Source organism: Phytoactinopolyspora alkaliphila, assembly GCF_010550695.1.
Lineage (GTDB): Bacteria > Actinomycetota > Actinomycetes > Jiangellales > Jiangellaceae > Phytoactinopolyspora > Phytoactinopolyspora alkaliphila.
In genome coordinates this window covers 282,402-299,376 of record NZ_JAAGOB010000003.1, presented here as the reverse complement: position 1 = coordinate 299,376, position 16,975 = coordinate 282,402, and the positions used below count along the sequence as shown (strand labels likewise).

Sequence of the window (16,975 nt, the reverse complement as noted above, 5' to 3'; positions counted from 1 at the left end):
TCAAGATGTGGGACGCTGACGATCAGGTGACACAACCGCGTTGGTTGTGGCCATTACGTCATCTGATCCGCATCTAAGGCTGGCCCGGGAGCACACTGGTATCAGGCAGTTGCTTCGCAAAATCTGATCACGTTGGAGAACGGGTCGACGATCTCCATCGTGGGTCCGCCCGGAGCTTGCCGGTCGATGCCAGGACGCAGATTGGCGTACGCCCTGTTGACCAGTTCCCGGTGGAACGCGGCGAGGTCTCGTATCGGCGCCCACAGGACCGAGCCCGGTGTCCCATCGCCGTGATGCTCCGACATGTCGATGACCAGCTCGTCACGCCGCAGCCGTGCATACAGGGGTAATCCCGGTTCGAATCGGTGCTCCCACTCGACGTGAAAGCCGAGATAGTCGACGTAGAACCCGCGTGCCTGCGACTCGTCGTAGATGCGAAGTACTGGGACCGCGTGACCAAGCCCGGGGCCTTGCTGATCGTCCAGCGCAGCCACGGCGGTATTCCAATCTCGGTACCCGAGCTGTCGAGCGACGATCTCCAAGGCCGCACTGTGGCTCAGATCTACGGCCGAGTGTGTGAGGCGGTCTCGGAGGATACGAGCGGCGCGCTTGGCGTCGGCGATCGTCACGTCCATCAGTTCACCTGCGTGTTCCGGTGCCATCGTCGATCAGGGCCCGCGTTTCTGAAGGGGCACCGTGTCTCGCAGCATGCATGGTGACCGCGCAGCGATGTGTTCACCATGCCGTGAAGGCGCGGGCGGCGGGTCACATCAAACCCTGGCCTGACCCTACGGGATCTCGCCCACAAGCGCTACTGGTCACTGCCGACCGTCGTTGATCAGATGACGTAACGGCCACAACCAGCGCGGTTGTGTCACCTGATCGTCAGCGTCCCACATCTTGAGACGTGATCAGCTGGCATATCCCGTCGTTCCATCAGAGTTTGCACACCTGATCCGCTACGAGAAGACGATCAGGCGACAAAACGACGATCAGGTGACCAAGTGGCGGGGTGTGGCGGGGTCGGCAAGCGCGCTAAGAGACCACGGGTCGCGGAAGGCTAGAGCTTCTCAACCGGGGCGTATTTCAGCATGAGGGTCTTCAGGCCGTCGGTCCCGAAGTCCACCGTGGCTTGTGCCTGCTCACCGGCGCCGGAGGTCGCGACGACGGTCCCCAGCCCAAAGGCGTCATGGTTGACCCGGTCACCGGCGGACAGCATCGGCACGGCCCGGGCGGGCGCCTGCTGCCGGCTTCCGCTCATTCGCCGCACAGGTGAGGAGGCCCAGCGGGTCTGGTCCGCCTCGGTACGCCGCCAGTCGACGAGCTCGTCCGGAACCTCGGCAAGGAACCGGGACGCCGGGTTGTGACTGGGTGCGCCCCACGCGCTGCGCACGGTGGCCCTCGAGATGTACAGCCGCTCGCGGGCCCGCGTGATGCCGACGTAGGCCAGCCGGCGCTCCTCCTCCAGCTCACGTGGCTCGCTCAGCGAGCGCTGATGCGGGAAGACGCCGTCTTCCATACCGGTGAGGAACACGACAGGAAACTCCAGGCCCTTGGCGGTGTGCAGGGTCATCAGGGTGACGACGCCCTCGTGATCATCCCCCTCGGGAATCTGGTCGGCGTCGGCAACCAGGCTGACCTGCTCGAGGAACCCGGTGAGTGTGCCGCCTTCCTCCTCGTCGGCCCGGCCGACGTCGTACTCTGCGGCGACGGCCACGAGCTCCCGCAGGTTGTCCACCCGGGTCTCGTCCTGCGGGTCGGTGGAGCCGGCGAGCTCGGCCATGTAGCCGGTGCGTTCCAGTACGGCTTCGAGGACGGTGACCGGGTCCGCGTCATTCTCGGCCAGCGAGCGCAACTCGTCGGTCAGTGAGATGAACGACTCGATGGCGTTGACCGAGCGGGCGGCGATGCCAGGTGCGTCGGCGGCCCGGCGCAAAGCCTGCCAGAAGGTGATCCGCTCCCGCTGCGCCAGCGCGTCGACCATCGCCTCCGCACGATCACCGATTCCGCGCTTGGGAACGTTGAGGATGCGGCGCAGCGAGACGGTGTCTTCCGGGTTGACCAGGAAGCGCAGATACGCCAGCGCGTCCTTGATCTCCTTGCGCTCGTAGAACCGCACACCTCCGACCACCCGGTACGGCAGTCCGACCCGGATCAGGATCTCCTCCATGACCCGGGACTGAGCGTTGGTGCGGTAGAAGATGGCGACGTCGCCAGCCTTGGCCAGGCCCTCGTCGCTGAGGCGATCGATCTCCTCCGCGACGAACTGCGCCTCACTGTGCTCGTCATCCGCGACGTATCCGACGATCTTCTCGCCGTCGCCGCTCTCGCTCCAGAGCCGTTTCGGCTTGCGGCCCTCGTTGCGGGAGATGACCGCGTTGGCGGCGGACAGGATGGTCTGAGTGGAACGATAGTTCTGCTCCAGCATCACCACGCGCGCATCGGGATAGTCCTTCTCGAACTCCTCGATGTTGCGGATGGTGGCACCACGGAACGCGTAGATGGACTGGTCCGCGTCACCGACGACGCACAGCTCGGCCGGCTCGAGCGACGGTGCGTCACCCGCGTCTTCCTCGGTGCGGCCCACCAGCTCCCGGATCAGGGCGTACTGGGCGTGGTTGGTGTCCTGGTACTCGTCGACCAGCACGTGGCGGAACCGGCGACGGTACAGTTCGGCGACGTCAGGGAACGCCTGGAACAGGTTGACCGTGGTCATGATGAGATCGTCGAAATCGAACGCGTTGGCGTCGGTCAGCCGCCGCTGATACATCGCGTACGCCTCGGCGATGGTGCGCTCGTGGTGGTTGCTGGCCTGCGCGGCCGCCGTCTCGTGGTCGATCAGCTCGTTCTTGAAATTGCTGACCGCGTAGCTGAACGAACGCGGTGGGTACCGCCGCGGGTCCAGGTCCAGATCCCGGCAGACCATGGTCATCAACCGTTGCGAATCGGCTTGATCGTAGATGGTGAACGACGACGTGAACCCGAACCGCTTGGCCTCCCGGCGCAGGATACGCACGCACGCCGAATGGAAGGTGGAGACCCACATGATGTTTGCCCGGCGCCCGACCAGCTCGGTGACCCGCTCCTTCATCTCTCCGGCGGCCTTGTTGGTGAAGGTGATAGCCAGGATCGAGCCGGGGTGGACATTCCGTTCGGCCAGCAAATAGGCGATGCGGCGGGTGAGGACCCGGGTCTTGCCCGACCCGGCGCCGGCGACGATGAGCAGCGGGGACCCCTCGTGAACGACCGCTTCGCGCTGCTGCGGATTCAACCCATCGACGATCGACGCAGGGTCGGTCCGGCGTCGCTCGGGCTGCTCTTCCGCTCCCTCGTCGGCACGCTTGACGTGCGTCATTCCGGGTAACAACGCCGACGACGTAGGGGGCAGCAACGTGGTCTGTTCCATGGGTGCGCTCATCGTGGCTCAAGCCTATGCGCCGACACCGACAACGACGAGATCGCCTCGCGCGGACGCCGGCACCCGTGTCACGGCCGGGCGATAGCCTCGTGGGCAACCGGCCCGGCCCGCTCGACCATGGGTCGCGGCTACGCGTCTCCACTGGGTATAGGAGCAAGATGAACTCGTCCGGAGTGGTGTTCCCGCTCAGTTCCGACGGTGTGCGCAGCACCTCCGCCCTCGGCCGTTCCGTCGTCGCGGACGCTCTGCGCGATGTGGACCCGGTAGGAGCACGTGCGGCCGAGCATGAGACGAACTGGCGCCAAGGCTACGTTCTGCATTTCCGCCGGCTCGTCGAGGCCGGGCTCGACTCCGCCGACGCCGCCCGGCGGATCGCCGCGGGCGGGCTCGCATCGCTGCACGCCCGGATGCGAGTCCAGACCGACGACGCCGAGATCACGCTGGCCGAGTCCCTGAACCAGGGCGCACACCCGTGGGCCACCGAAGTGGTCACCGGTACGGGGACACCAGAGCGCGAACTCGTCCTGCCATACCGGGGTTCCCGCCTGTACGGCGACTCCCTGGCCCGTCAGCTCGACAGCTGGGCACTGGCCGGCGTCATCGAGCCGTCCACCGCGGAAGCCGTCCAGCAGGTCATGGCCAATCCGGACTGGCTGGACCTGTCCGACGTCCGGTTGGTCACCATCGGCGCCGGCGCCGAGATGGGGCCGTTGCGCGCCGTCCTCCGGTGGGGCGGCGAGGTCACGGCCGTCGACCTGCCCCGGCCCGGCATCTGGAGAGATCTGATCGACGTCGCGCGACGCTATCCCGGACGATTGCACCTGCCGGCGCGTCCAGGCAGTGGTGATCTCGAGACACGGGCAGGCGCGGACCTGATCGGGGAGCTGCCCGAGATCGCCCGCTGGCTGTCCGACCTCGACGGCCGCCTGGTGCTCGGGAACTACGTCTACGCCGACGGAGCCACCTACGTGCGCGTGGCGATGGCCGTTGACGCCCTGACCGCGCACCTGACCACGGCACGCCCGGACACCGCGGTGTCCTTCCTGGCTACGCCGACGGACGTGTTCGCGGTACCGGGAGACGTGGTCGAGCACTCGGTCCGCGCCTATGAGAAGCACTCGCCGCTGAGGGCGGTCCGCCGTCCGCTGAAGGTGCTGTCCGCGGGCCGGCTGCTGCAGCGCAACTATGCTCCCGGTGCGGACCCCGGCATCTGCGACAGCCTGGTGCCGCAGCAAGGTCCGAACTACGCGTTGGCCAAACGGCTGCAACGCTGGCGTGCCACCACCGAACGCTCACGCGGGCGCACAGTGAGCCTCAACGTGGCACCGCCCACCCGGACCCGTTCGGTGATGAAGAACCGGGCCCTCGCCGCCGTGTACTCCGGCGCCCACCGGTTCGGCGTCGAAGTCTTCGAACCCGGCACCGCCAACACACTGATGGCCGCGCTGCTGGTGCATGACCTGCGCCGCCCCTCACCGGCTGGGACGCATCCGTGGATGGACGAGGCGGCGACGGCCGCTCATGGTGGGCTGTGGCGCAGTGCCTACGCTCCGCGCAGCGCCCTGGGTTTGGCCGCGGTGGTCGGCATCGCCGGCGCCCGAGGGTAACGCCTCGCCCCGGAACGCCTCATGTCCTACCGGACGCTAGATGAGACGGCGGTCGGTGGCCCAGCGGGTCAGCTCGTACCGGTTGGACAGCTGGAGCTTGCGCAGCACGGCCGAGACGTGGGTCTCCACGGTCTTGACCGAGATGAACAGCTCCTTGGCGATCTCCTTGTACGCGTAGCCGCGGGCGATCAGCCGCAGCACCTCGCGCTCACGCTGGGTGAGGCGGTCGAAGTCGTCGTCGACGCTGGGTGCCTCGGAGCCGGCGAACGCGTCCAGGACGAAGCCGGCCAGACGCGGGGAGAACACGGCGTCGCCGTCGGCCACCCGCACGATGGCGGCGACCAGGTCGTCGCCGGTGATCGTCTTCGTCACATAGCCGCGGGCGCCGGCGCGGATGGTGCCGATGACGTCCTCCGCTGCGTCGGAGACGGATAGGGCGAGAAAGCGGACGTCGGGGAGCTGGGGAAGGCACTGCCGCAGCACCTCCACCCCGCCGCCGCCCGGCAGGTGCACGTCCAGCAGGACGACGTCCGGACGTAGCTCGGACACCACCGTGATCGCCTCCGCGGTGTCCGCGGCCTCGGCGACGACGTCGACGGAATCAGCGGCCTGAGCCAGCTCGGCACGCACCCCCGTGCGGAACATCGCGTGATCGTCCACGAGCACCACCCGGACGGGTCCGGTGCGCCCGGTGCCCGCGCCGTCGTTGCCTGTCGCTTCGCTCACGTCGTCTCCATCCACCAGCTGACCCTCATTGTCACACGTCACTGCTTCTTCGCCGTCAACCTGACCTCGGTTCCCGAACCGGGCTCCGAGCGCACCTCGGCCGATCCCCCGTGCCGGCGCATCCGGTCGATGATCGAGCGGCGGACACCCAGCCGGTCGTCGGGGATCTGCTCGGGGTCGAATCCCGTTCCCCGGTCCCGGACGAAGATCTCGATGTCGTGGTCGATGACCTCGAGGTAGATGTCGATCTTGCCGGCTCCGGAGTGCTTGGCGGCGTTCATCGCGGCCTCCCGCGCGGCGCTGAGGAGGGCCCGCCCGGTGTCGTCCACCGGGGCGTCGCCGACGGTCACCACCTCGACGGGGACACCGAATGCATCCTCCACCTCGGCTCCCGCGGTGGTGAGCGCGGCCGCGAGCGACGTGTCGTCCGCGGCGTCCTTGTCCCCGTAGAGCCAGTTCCTCAGGTCTCGTTCCTGGCTGCGGGCCAGCTTGACGACCGTGCGCGGCTCGTGTGCCTGTTTCTGGATGAGCGCCAGTGTCTGCAGCACGGAGTCGTGCAGGTGGGCAGCCATGTCGGCACGTTCCTGAGTGACGATACGCTCCCGCCGCTCCGACTCGGCCGTACGCCACAGCTGCCACAGCCAGGGCCCCAGGATCAGGCTGATCCCGACGAGCAGCACGACGATGCCGGACAGCGCGTCGACGGTGGCGTCGAGCTGCCCGCGGCCGGCCAGGAAGACCACACCGCCGACGACGACCACCAGAACACCGGCGACGACGCGTACCGCTGCCCCCCAGCCGTGCCCGCCGGCGATCGCACCCAGAAGCGGTGCCCGCGGCGACAGTTCCGCCATCCGCCGCCGTTCCTGCGAGTCCGCGCTGCGCCACATCAACGTGAGGCCGGCGGCCGCCAGGATCATCGGCACCGTGTAGGCGGGACTCACCCCCAGCGGTGTCTGCCCGAACATGAGGATGGCGCCGGCTCCCAGCGCCACCAGCGCCGCAAGCTGCCCCAGGTCGCCGGACCGCCGGATGAACGTGCGGCCGCGTCGCATGCCAGACCGCGTGGCGGCGGCGATACCGGCCGGGGCCTCGCGCTCCTCCCGGCGAGCGACGTCTGCGTCGAGCGGAGTGAAGATCCACAGCGCCAGATACAGCACTACGCCGAAGCCAGACAACCCGCTGAGCAGGCTGAAGGCAATACGAGCCGTGAGTGGCTGGACGCCGAGATGCCTGGCGATACCCACCGCCACGCCCCCGACCAACCGGCCGTCGGAGCCGCGCGCGAACGTCGGGGTCTCCCGGCGGGCTCGCGCGCCGGAGCCGGCCGACCGACCGGTGGACGTCAGCTTGGGAACAACACTCACTCCTCGATACTCACACGTCATCCTCATCCCCGCCATGAGGGAACACCCCTAATGGTCCGTGGGCTGGGGCGATCGCCTTGCGAGGCGGGGGCCCCTGCCTGCGAGCCGGGGGCCTGCCTGCGAGCCGGGGGCCGGCTTGCGAGCCGGGGGCCAGCTTGTGAGCCGGGGCGATCTGCATCTGGCGTCATTACGTCGTCTTGACGCCATCTATTCTCGCCACAACCCGGGTTCAGGCGGTTTGGCGCGACTGGAAGGCGTCAGGACGACGGGATCGCGTCAGGTCTTCGACGGCGCGCGGAGGTGCGGACAGGATGAAGGAGCGGTGTGCAGCCGGGATGGATCCGGGGCAGTTCAGGGTGATCCCCCATGGTGAGAGCTCCCGTGGCACGGCAGTATCGGTGACATGAACGAGATGCCGTCGACTCCCCCACCAGGTAGAGGCACCGAGACACCGCCAAACGTGGCCGACGAGATCCGGCTGCTGCGACGTAGCCAGACCGACCGCGTGATCGCGGGGGTGCTCGGCGGTGTGGGCCGGCGGCTCGGGGTGGACCCGACGATTCTGCGGGTGGCCACCGCCGTGCTGGCCCTGTTCGGCGGGGTCGGAATCCTCTTGTATGCCTTGGCCTGGCTGTTCATGCCGGCCGATGGGGAACCGGCGTCCGTCATCGAGCAGGCGATCGGTCGGCGCGAGGTGCGCGACGCCAGCGCTGTCCCGCTGGCCCTCGCTCTCGGCGCCGGTGTCATCATCTCCTCCGGCGTGGTTCTCGGCGGCTCGTGGAACGGCACCGTCCTGCTGATACTCGCGGGGGCCGGCCTGTTCGCCCTCCTCAGACGACGCACGGCGAGCGATTCAGCCTCCGCACACACGGACGCCTACGCGCCCGGCTACGCACCGCCGGGATACTCACCGCCCGGGTACGACGACGTCTCCGCGGGCGGAACCACCTGGGCCGGCTGGCCACCACCCGCACCCGAGACCGACACGACGTCCTCGCGGTGGTCCGGCGCCGCCGGGCCGGCGGACTCCGCCGGGCCGGCAGACCCCGCAGACCCGGCGGACCCCGCAGACCCGACTGACGCGGTGGATCCCCCGGACCCGGCGGGCCCCGTTGACCCGGCCAGTCCGGCGGACGTCGCCGATCCGGCCGGGCACGTGGGGCAGCCCACGTATCAGGCCGGCACCGGCTGGCCGGAGGGACCGGACTGGCAGCCCGCGGACGCGGGTTCGCCCTACGCCGACCTGTACCTGCGGCGCGAGGCCGACCCCTATTCGCAGCCCGAGGAACCGCCTCCGGGCATAGATCAACCGCGTTCCGTCCTCGGTCTGCTGACCTTCTGCTCCGCCCTGATCTCCGTCGGGATCGTCGCGATGCTCGAGGTGTTGGCAGGCATCGAACCGGGCCCCCTGTACGTGGCGGCTCCGCTGGCCGTCGTCGCACTCGGCCTGCTCGTCGGCTCGTGGTTCGGCAGGTCGAGGGGCCTGATAGCTCTCGGCATCCTCCTGACGCTCGCCTTGATCCCAGCCACGTTCTTCTCCCGCTGGGACCTGACGTCAGGACCGAGCAACATCATGCCGCCCGCCACCGTCGAGGAGGTACCGGCAGACACGCTCACGCACGGCATCGGCCCAATGGATTACGACCTCTCTCTGCTGGAGCTCGAGGACGAGGACACTGTCGCCGTGACGATGCAGCTGGGCATGGGGCCGATGACCGTCGTCGTCCCCGAGACCGCCGACGTCGTACTCACCAGCTCCGTCGGCGCCGGGGTGATCAACGCCTTCGATCACACCACCAATGGGTTCGACCGCCAGCTCAACATCACCGACGTCGGGCCGGACGGTCCCGGCGGCGGGGAGATACAGCTCAACCTCGAGCTGGGCATGGGGCCCATCAACGTCACCCGGGCGGACACGGAGGTCGACCAGTGAAGCGACACGACACCGACATCATGTCCCTCGTCTTCGGGCTGTTCTTTCTCGGCGTCTTCGGCATCTGGGCCCTGCTGAAGCACGACGTCATGGGCGTCGCCGCACTCGAGGTAGCGGCACCGTTGCTCCTGGTGACGGTCGGTCTGGCCGGACTCACGGCATCTATCGGCAAGATCCGGCGGGGCCGCGACGGCTAGCGGAGCCTCGCTACGGTCCGGCAGCGGAGTTCCGGTGCCGCACGGCCGGCCCGGCGAAGATCTGCCGGGCGGCCGTCGCGGTGTCCGGGTGGTCGCTGAGCACGGCGTCGACGCCCGCGGCGAAGAACGCATAATACTCTCCGATGGCGTCGCCGAAGGCTCCGGCGTCCGAGCCGTGCCGCAAGTCAGCCGGCAGGAAGGCGCTTTCGTTGCGGAACGTCCATGCGTGCACGGCCATACCGGCCTTGTGGACCTGCTCGACCAAGCCACTGGGGCGGGCCAGCCGCCCGTCTGGATCACGGGGGATGACGAGTGACTTGTGCACACCCACCGCGGCCGCGTAGGCGGAGATCTCCTTGAGCCCACCCGGGGCCAGCATGCCGGCGAAGGTGCCGCCGTGCCCGTGGTGCTCCCAGTCGTACGGTTGGCCGGCGACATCGACACGCTGGACGAGCGGGACAGACGTACGCACGGCAAGCCGGCGTAGCGCCGACGGCTCGAAGCACTGGATGAACACGTCCGCACGGCCGAGCCCGGCGATCTCGAGCCCGGTCAGCAACGCATCCTCGTGGCGGAGCCCGCGTTCGGCGAAGTACGTGGGGTGCTTCAGCTCAGGGTAGACGCCGACGCGGCGGCCCAGCCGGCGGCCGGCTTGCACGGCCAGAGCGGTGATCTCGGCGAACGTCGGCACGCGGAAGCGGCAGTCGTAGCCGGCGCTCTGCTGCCGCACCGTGGCCAGCCGTTCCCTTGCGTAGAGCCGTTTGAGCTCCTCGAGACTGAAGTCGTCGACGAACCATCCGCTCACTTCCCGGCCGTCGAGCGTCCTCGTGTCGAGCCGGTCGGCGAACTCGGGCCGATGCGCGACGTCGGTCGACGTGGACAGCTCCGCCTCGTGCCGGGCGACCAGGACGCCGTCGGCGGTGATCACGAGATCTGGTTCGATGAAGTCCGCGCCGAGCTCGATCGCCAGCCGGTATGCCTCCAGAGTGTGCTCCGGACGGTAGCCGCTGGCGCCGCGGTGAGCGACGACCAGTGGTCCCGCGTGCGCAGGAGGCGGGACGGTGGGGGCAGGTGGCCGGCGGCGGCCCAGCAGCGCTGGTGGGCGGCCGAGTAGTGCTCGCATGGGTCAAGGTCACGCCGCTCAGATGGCTCGACCGCGACGTGCGGCCGAACACGACATGACGGGGCAGCGACAATCGCGAAGGCGGGTGACTAGAACTCGGACTTGCAGTCACATTCCCTGACAATCGAGCATGCCCGGAAGCGCACCCGCTACTCCCATTCGATGGTGCCCGGCGGCTTGCTCGTGACATCGAGGACCACTCGGTTGACTTCCGCCACCTCGTTGGTAATCCGGGTGGAGATGCGCTCCAGAAGCTCATAGGGAAGCCTGGACCAGTCAGCCGTCATGGCGTCCTCGCTGCTCACCGGTCGCAGGACAACCGGGTGACCGTAGGTGCGCCCATCGCCCTGGACTCCCACCGAGCGGACGTCGGCCAGGAGGACCACGGGGAACTGCCAGACGTCGCGGTCCAGGCCCGCCGCCGTCAGCTCCGCTCGCGCGATGGCGTCGGCGCGGCGAAGGATCTCCAGCCGCTCACCGGTCACCGACCCGATGATCCGGATCGCCAGGCCAGGCCCGGGGAACGGCTGACGCCACACGATGTCCGCCGGGATGCCAAGCTGCTCGCCGACCGCCCGGACCTCGTCCTTGAACAGCCAGCGCAATGGCTCGACGAGGGTGAACTGCAGGTCCTCCGGCAGGCCGCCGACGTTGTGGTGACTCTTGATGTTCGCCGCGCCCTCGCCGCCGCCGGACTCGACCACATCGGGGTACAGGGTTCCCTGCACGAGGAACTCCACCTCGTCGCCGTCGGCACCGGCCTTGGCGACGATCTCACGGGCCGCTTCCTCGAACGCCCGGATGAACTCCCGGCCGATGATCTTACGCTTGGTCTCGGGGTCGTCGACGTCCTTGAGGGCAGTCAGGAATCGGTCTGCCGCCTCCACCACGTAGAGGTCGACACCCGTGGCTGCGACGAAATCCCGCTCGACCTGCTCGGCTTCACCTTCGCGGAGCAGGCCGTGGTCGACGAACACACAGGTGAGCTGGTCGCCGACGGCGCGCTGCACCAGCGCCGCCGCAACGGACGAGTCCACTCCGCCGGAGAGCCCGCAGATGATCCGCTTCTCCCCGACCTGCTGGCGGACCACCTCCACCGCCTCGTCGACGATGTTCACCATCGTCCACGACGGCCGTGCGCCCGCGACGTCGAAGAGGAAATGCTCGAGCATCGCCTGGCCGTGCTCGGTGTGCAGCACCTCGGGGTGCCACTGGACGCCGGCCAGCCCCATGTCGGCGTTCTCGAACGCCGCGACGGGAGTGGCGTCGGACATGGCCAGAACGTCGAATCCCGGGGGTGGCTGGGTCACGGAGTCGTTGTGGCTCATCCACACCGATGGCCCTTGCGGAACGCCTTGAAGCAGCGAGCCCGGCGCCACGATCTCCACCTGGGTACGGCCGAATTCCGACAGACCGGTGCGCGCCACCTGGCCGCCGAGCGCGACGGTCATCGCCTGGAACCCGTAACAGATGCCGAACGCGGCGACACCGGACTGGAACAGCGCCGGGTCGACCGAAGGCGCGTCGTCGGCGTACACGCTGGCCGGCCCACCGGACAGGATGATCGCCTTCGGCTTCTTGGCGAGCATCTGCTCCACCGGCATGGTGTGCGGGACGATCTCCGAATAGACCCTCGCCTCTCGCACTCGGCGCGCGATCAGCTGCGCATACTGGGCGCCGAAATCGACGACGAGCACGGTGTCATGGGTAGTCTCAGCCACCCGACGAGCGTAGCCGACCTGCCATCCTCGCTGCCGCCCTCCCCGCCCGGAGGCGGCCCAGCTACGGTCGGTGGCGGCTACCTGCGGTTGGGATCGGTCAACGGGACAAGATAGCGCTCACCGAGCCGGGTCATCGCCGCCAGCGGGCGCACGGCGGCGCCGACCACCACGGCCAGGCGGCGGCGCCCCTGGCGCCGGACCATTCTCGGCCCGATGCCGGCCATCACGGCCGTCACACCCGGGAGTGGTCTTCCGAACAACGTGATCTCGGTGATCAGGCCGTCCTCGCCGAAGCGCAGCAGCTGGGCTTCCTCGAACTCCACCGAGCCGCTTGTTCCGGTGAAGAACACGGCACGGGTATCCTCGGAGCCCACCACCGTGTGCACACGGACCCCGCTGATCACCTCGAAGGCCGACGTCAGCATCTCGTGAATCTGAACGCGACCACGAAACTGGAAGCGGGCCGTCAGCGGGGAGATGAACACCGCGTCATCGGCGAGACACACGGCCGCCGCGTCAGCATCGCCGTTCTCCGTTGCCGCCTGCCATGCCGCCACGGTCGTATCGACGCGGTCCGGACTGTGGTCACCGTTCATATCAGCGTTCCTGTGTCTTCGAGATCCGGCGACCGGCCGGCCTCCCGAACGGCAGGACGGAGGGTACCGGCTGAACACCAGTGAGTATGTCATCGGCTGTCAGCCGCAGTGGATCCTGGTGCGAGTACGCGATGTCCAGTCCACGGTTCCCGTGACGTCGATGCACCTGTTCGTCATGTCGACCCCGGCCGGCGTGTAGACGGGTCCGGCGTAATAGCTGTAGAAACCGGAATCGCAGCCGGTGCTGGACGGGCAGCTCGGCCAGCTGTAGCCGCTGGGGCGGATCCTGGCCTCGGTGAAGAGCCTGACTCCGTAGGTCGGCCCGGAGTGATTGGTGACCAGGCAGTTGCGCTTGGTGCTGGACGACCAGTAGACGTCGAGATGCCCGACCGTGGTGGACGACGCCGTGATCGGGTGGTGGCCGATGTGACTGTACGACGAGCCACACGGACCGGCCAGCGTGGTGGTGTGCCCCGGCGCGAGGGTGGAATCGCCACCGGCGTGCGCCGTGGTGGCCAGGCCCGTCAGCAGAGCGAAAATCGCGAACACAGCAACCACGACGTGTTTCATCCGGCAGGCCTCCAGGTGCGCAGACGGCGAGTATGTCGCATGTGACCGGCAACACTCTAGTGCCCGCTTTCACCCCGTCCTCAGGCGGCGGAAAACCAGGTGCGCTCTGTCGGTCCGTATCCGTAACGTTATGCATCGTGCGCACGTTGCCTTACGCCGATCCCGGCATCCCCGATACCCGCTCTCCCCAACGCTTCCTCGTGTGGGTGGCGCGGGGCCAGAAGGCCGCCATCGCACTGGCCACCGTTTACGGTGTCATCTGGATGGTGGCGCAGGCACTCATGCCCTGGGCGATCGGACGAGGCATCGACGGCATGGCCGAAGGTGAGAGCGGCACCGCGTACCAGTGGGCCGCGGTGATCGCCGGGCTGGGCATCACCCAGGCCGGCGTCGGCGTTCTCCGGCACCGTGCTGCAGTCGCCAACTGGCTGTACTCGGCGTTCCGGACCATTCAGGTGGTCAACCGGCACGCAGCGAGCACCGGGCCGTCCGTCTCCAGCTCGATGCCCACCGGTGAGGTCGTCGCCACGTCGTCCAGCGACGCTCACCACATCGGGCATGCGTTCGAGGTGATCTCCCGGTTCGCCGGTGCGATCATCTCTTATCTGGTGGTCTCCTTCATCGTCCTGACCACCTCTGTGCCGCTCGGATTGATGGTCCTGATCGGCGTTCCCGTCCTGGTCGGCGCTGTCACTCCCATCATCCGGCCGCTCCAGCGGCGGCAGCGTGAGCAGCGCGACGCACTGGGCAGGCTGACCGCTCTGGGCGCCGACACGGTGGCGGGGCTGCGCGTGCTGCGCGGCGTCGGCGGCGAGCGGGTTTTCCTCGGCCGCTACGCCGAGCGCTCGGACACCGTCCGGCTCGCCGGAAACCGGCTGGCCACCACGCACTCCTTCCTCGACGCGCTGCTGGTCCTGCTGCCGGGCATCTTCCTGGTCCTGCTCACCTGGGTGGGCGCCCGCCTGGTTCTCAACGGCACCATCCAGCCCGGCGCGCTCGTGGCCATGTACGGGTTCGCGTTCTTCCTGGTGATTCCCGTACGCACAGCCGGTGAGATGGCCTTCGTAGCGTCGCGGGCCGTCGTGGCCGGACGCCGTGTGCTGCGGCTGCTGGCCATCGAGCGCGACGTCAAGGACGACGCCGCACCGACCGGTGAAACGCCCGCCGTCACCACGGGAGCCACCGAACCCGGCCGCCCTGCCTCGGGCTCCACACTGGTCGACGCGGCGTCGGGTCTCGTCGTCGAGCCCGGCGTGCTCACCATGCTGGTCGCTGACGACCCATCGGCCACCGCATCCGTGGCGGACCGGCTCGGGCGGCTGGTGTCCGGCGGCGACGTCCGTCTCGACGGCACCCCGCTGGACGAGCTTCCCCTTACCGAGGTACGGCGGCGGATCGTCGTCAGCGACCCCGAGCCCACACTGTTCACCGGCACCCTCCGGGCCAATCTCGACCCGCGGGGCCGATACGGTGACGACGAGCTTCGCGCGGCCATCGAGGTGGCCTCCGGCCAGGACATCCTGGAGACGCTCCGGGACGGCCTCGACTCCGTGGTCGAGGAACGTGGCCGCTCGCTCTCCGGTGGCCAGCGGCAGCGGATCGCCCTGGCCCGCGTACTGCTCACCAACCCGGAGATCCTGGTACTCGTGGAGCCAACGAGTGCCGTCGACGCGCACACGGAGGCCGCCATCGCGCAGCGGCTGGTGGAGTACCGGGCGGGCCGCACCACCGTCGTGGTGACGGCAAGTCCGCTCCTGCTGGCACGCGCGGAGACCGTCGTGTGGTTTGCCGACGGCCAGGTCTCCGCCATAGGCCGCCACGACCACCTCCTCACCACCAACACCGACTACCGACGCACCGTCATCCGAGAGGAGCAGCTGGTATGAGCACCCGCCTGCCGGTAGCCACACCACCTGAGGTGCGGACCGAGGCCGGCAAGCTCTTCCAGGAGCACCGCCGGCCACTGAGCATCACGCTGACCCTGCACGTGCTGGCGGCGGCGCTCGGGCTGGCCGGCCCGTTCCTCTTGGGCCGCATGGTCGACGGCGTGATCGAGGGCACCTCCACCACCCGGATCGACCTGCTCGCCGCGACCCTCGCAGCGTTCATCGTCGCTCAGGCCGTCCTCACGCGAGCGGCCATTCAGCGCTCGCTGGTCCTGGGCGAGCGGGTGTTCGCCCAGCTCCGCGAAACCTTTATCGCCCGGGTACTGGGCCTGCCGTTGTCCACGGTCGAGCGAGCCGGGACCGGTGATCTGGTGGCGCGTACCACGGGAGACATCGACGCGCTGTCTCGTACCGTGCGCTTCGCGGTGCCCGAGATTCTCGTGGCCTTGGTGACCACGGTGCTCACCTTGGCCGCCGCGGTGATCGCCGGTCCGCTGGTGGCGGCTGGCGCCATCGTCGGAGTGCCGTTGCTCTACGCCGGCACGCGCTGGTACCTGAAGCGCGCCCGGGCCGCCTACCTGTGGGAACGGGCGTCGTACGCCACCCTGGACGGCACCGTGACGGAAACCGTCGACGGCGTGCGGACCGTGGAAGCCCTGGACATGGCGGACGTGCGCATCCAGCGGATCGACGGCGACCTCCGGGAGGCGTTCGCCGCGGAGCGTCGCACGCTGTTCCTGCGCAGCGTGTGGTTCCCTACCGCTGAGCTGTCTTACGTGCTGCCCGTGGTGGCTACCCTCGCGTGGGGCGCATGGCTGGTGTCGGCCGGGCATGCGACCGTGGGGCAGGTCGCCGCGGTGGTGCTGTACATGGTGCAGATCGTCGACCCGGTCGATCGGCTGGTGTCCTGGCTGGACGAACTTCAGGTCGGGACGTCGTCGCTGGCGCGCGTCGTCGGGGTCGCCAAGGTGCCGAACGATCGGGAGCCGAGTGGCCGGTCCCCCGCCGGTGAGGACATCCACGCCTCCGACGTGCGCTACTCGTACGTTGACGGGCAGGACGTCCTGCACGGTGTCTCCCTCGATCTGCGCCCGGGTGAACGGCTGGCCATGGTAGGCCCGTCCGGCGCCGGCAAGTCGACGCTGGGCAGGCTGCTCGCGGGTATACACCCCACCCGCGCCGGCAGCGTTGAGGTCGCCGGTGTTCCCCTGGTGGACCTGGAGCTCGATCAGCTCCGTCGCGAGGTGGTGCTCGTCACCCAGGAGCACCACGTCTTCGTGGGCACGCTGCGAGACAACCTGGCGCTGGCGGCTCCGTCCGCCACCGACGACGAGCTCCGCCAAGCCCTCGACTCGGTCGACGCGCTCGCATGGGCTGACGCGCTGCCCGAAGGGCTCGACACAGTCGTCGGCTCGGGCGGGCATCCGGTCGGCCCGGCACAGGCCCAGCAGATCGCGCTGGCGCGGATCGTGCTGGCCGACCCGCACACGCTGGTCCTGGACGAGGCGACGTCGTTGCTCGATCCGCGGGCAGCCCGGCACCTCGAGCGCTCACTGTCCGCCGTCCTGCACGGACGCACCGTCGTCGCCATCGCCCACCGGCTGCACACCGCACACGACGCCGACCGGGTGGCGGTCGTGGAGAACGGCTGGATCAGCGAGCTCGGCAGCCACCACGAGCTGGTGGAACACGGTGAGGCGTACGCGAAGCTGTGGGAATCGTGGCACGGCCGTCCGGCCCAGGAAAGCACCAACTAGCCCCTCCTAAATGATCATGTAAACCATGTTTTCTCGTGCTTCACCATGCCTGCAGCCCTGGTGAAGCACGAGAA

13 protein-coding genes are annotated in these 16,975 nt (G+C 68.7%); 5 read left to right on the top strand and 8 right to left on the bottom strand.

What is annotated here, in order from left to right; translation table 11 throughout:
* Positions 1–101 precede the first annotated feature (101 nt).
* On the bottom strand, positions 102–635 hold the full coding sequence (locus tag G1H11_RS07390; protein ID WP_163817549.1) for a glyoxalase superfamily protein: 534 nt from the start codon (positions 633–635) through the stop codon (positions 102–104).
* A 425-nt stretch (positions 636–1,060) separates the two neighbouring features.
* Complete coding sequence (gene pcrA / locus G1H11_RS07385) at positions 1,061–3,355, bottom strand: DNA helicase PcrA (protein ID WP_343074827.1); 2,295 nt, start codon at positions 3,353–3,355, stop codon at positions 1,061–1,063.
* 221 nt (positions 3,356–3,576) lie between these two features.
* Between pcrA and G1H11_RS07380 the strand changes: the two genes are divergently transcribed.
* Positions 3,577–5,025 (top strand): hypothetical protein, encoded by a 1,449-nt coding sequence (locus G1H11_RS07380; RefSeq protein ID WP_163817545.1) that lies wholly within the window; start codon positions 3,577–3,579, stop codon positions 5,023–5,025.
* Positions 5,026–5,061: 36 nt separating this feature from the next.
* Here the strand turns inward: G1H11_RS07380 and G1H11_RS07375 are convergent, their stop codons facing one another.
* Positions 5,062–5,751 carry a response regulator gene (locus tag G1H11_RS07375; RefSeq protein WP_343074821.1) on the bottom strand — a complete coding sequence of 230 codons (690 nt, stop codon included), beginning with the start codon at positions 5,749–5,751 and terminating at the stop codon, positions 5,062–5,064.
* A gap of 38 nt (positions 5,752–5,789) precedes the next feature.
* Positions 5,790–7,118, bottom strand: coding sequence for a PspC domain-containing protein (locus G1H11_RS07370; RefSeq protein ID WP_163817542.1), 1,329 nt, complete (start codon positions 7,116–7,118; stop codon positions 5,790–5,792).
* A 460-nt stretch (positions 7,119–7,578) separates the two neighbouring features.
* Between G1H11_RS07370 and G1H11_RS26390 the strand changes: the two genes are divergently transcribed.
* Both G1H11_RS26390 and G1H11_RS07360 read left to right on the top strand, forming a co-directional pair.
* Entirely contained in the window at positions 7,579–9,051 is a 1,473-nt protein-coding gene (locus G1H11_RS26390; protein WP_163817540.1) for a PspC domain-containing protein, read from the top strand.
* Positions 9,048–9,248: a hypothetical protein gene (locus tag G1H11_RS07360; protein ID WP_163817538.1), complete on the top strand. Its 201-nt coding sequence runs from the start codon at positions 9,048–9,050 to the stop codon at positions 9,246–9,248. Before G1H11_RS26390 ends, G1H11_RS07360 begins: the two co-directional genes overlap by 4 nt.
* 10 nt (positions 9,249–9,258) lie before the next feature.
* Here G1H11_RS07360 and G1H11_RS07355 read toward each other — a convergent pair whose 3' ends face one another.
* The 4 genes from G1H11_RS07355 to G1H11_RS07340 form a co-directional block, all read right to left on the bottom strand.
* Positions 9,259–10,371, bottom strand: coding sequence for a glycerophosphodiester phosphodiesterase family protein (locus G1H11_RS07355; RefSeq protein WP_163817536.1), 1,113 nt, complete (start codon positions 10,369–10,371; stop codon positions 9,259–9,261).
* 149 nt (positions 10,372–10,520) lie between these two features.
* Entirely contained in the window at positions 10,521–12,092 is a 1,572-nt protein-coding gene (gene guaA, locus G1H11_RS07350) for a glutamine-hydrolyzing GMP synthase (RefSeq protein ID WP_163817535.1), read from the bottom strand.
* 77 nt (positions 12,093–12,169) lie between these two features.
* Positions 12,170–12,688 carry a nuclear transport factor 2 family protein gene (locus G1H11_RS07345; RefSeq protein ID WP_163817533.1) on the bottom strand — a complete coding sequence of 173 codons (519 nt, stop codon included), beginning with the start codon at positions 12,686–12,688 and terminating at the stop codon, positions 12,170–12,172.
* 99 nt (positions 12,689–12,787) lie between these two features.
* Positions 12,788–13,258, bottom strand: a complete 471-nt coding sequence (locus G1H11_RS07340; protein ID WP_174257459.1) for a hypothetical protein — start codon at positions 13,256–13,258, stop codon at positions 12,788–12,790.
* 137 nt (positions 13,259–13,395) lie between these two features.
* On the opposite strand from G1H11_RS07340, the gene G1H11_RS07335 reads away from it, so the two are divergent.
* A complete protein-coding gene (locus G1H11_RS07335; RefSeq protein WP_163817531.1) occupies positions 13,396–15,144 on the top strand; it encodes an ABC transporter transmembrane domain-containing protein in 1,749 nt (582 codons plus the stop codon).
* On the top strand, positions 15,141–16,901 hold the full coding sequence (locus G1H11_RS07330) for an ABC transporter ATP-binding protein (RefSeq protein WP_163817529.1): 1,761 nt from the start codon (positions 15,141–15,143) through the stop codon (positions 16,899–16,901). Before G1H11_RS07335 ends, G1H11_RS07330 begins: the two co-directional genes overlap by 4 nt.
* Positions 16,902–16,975 lie beyond the last annotated feature (74 nt).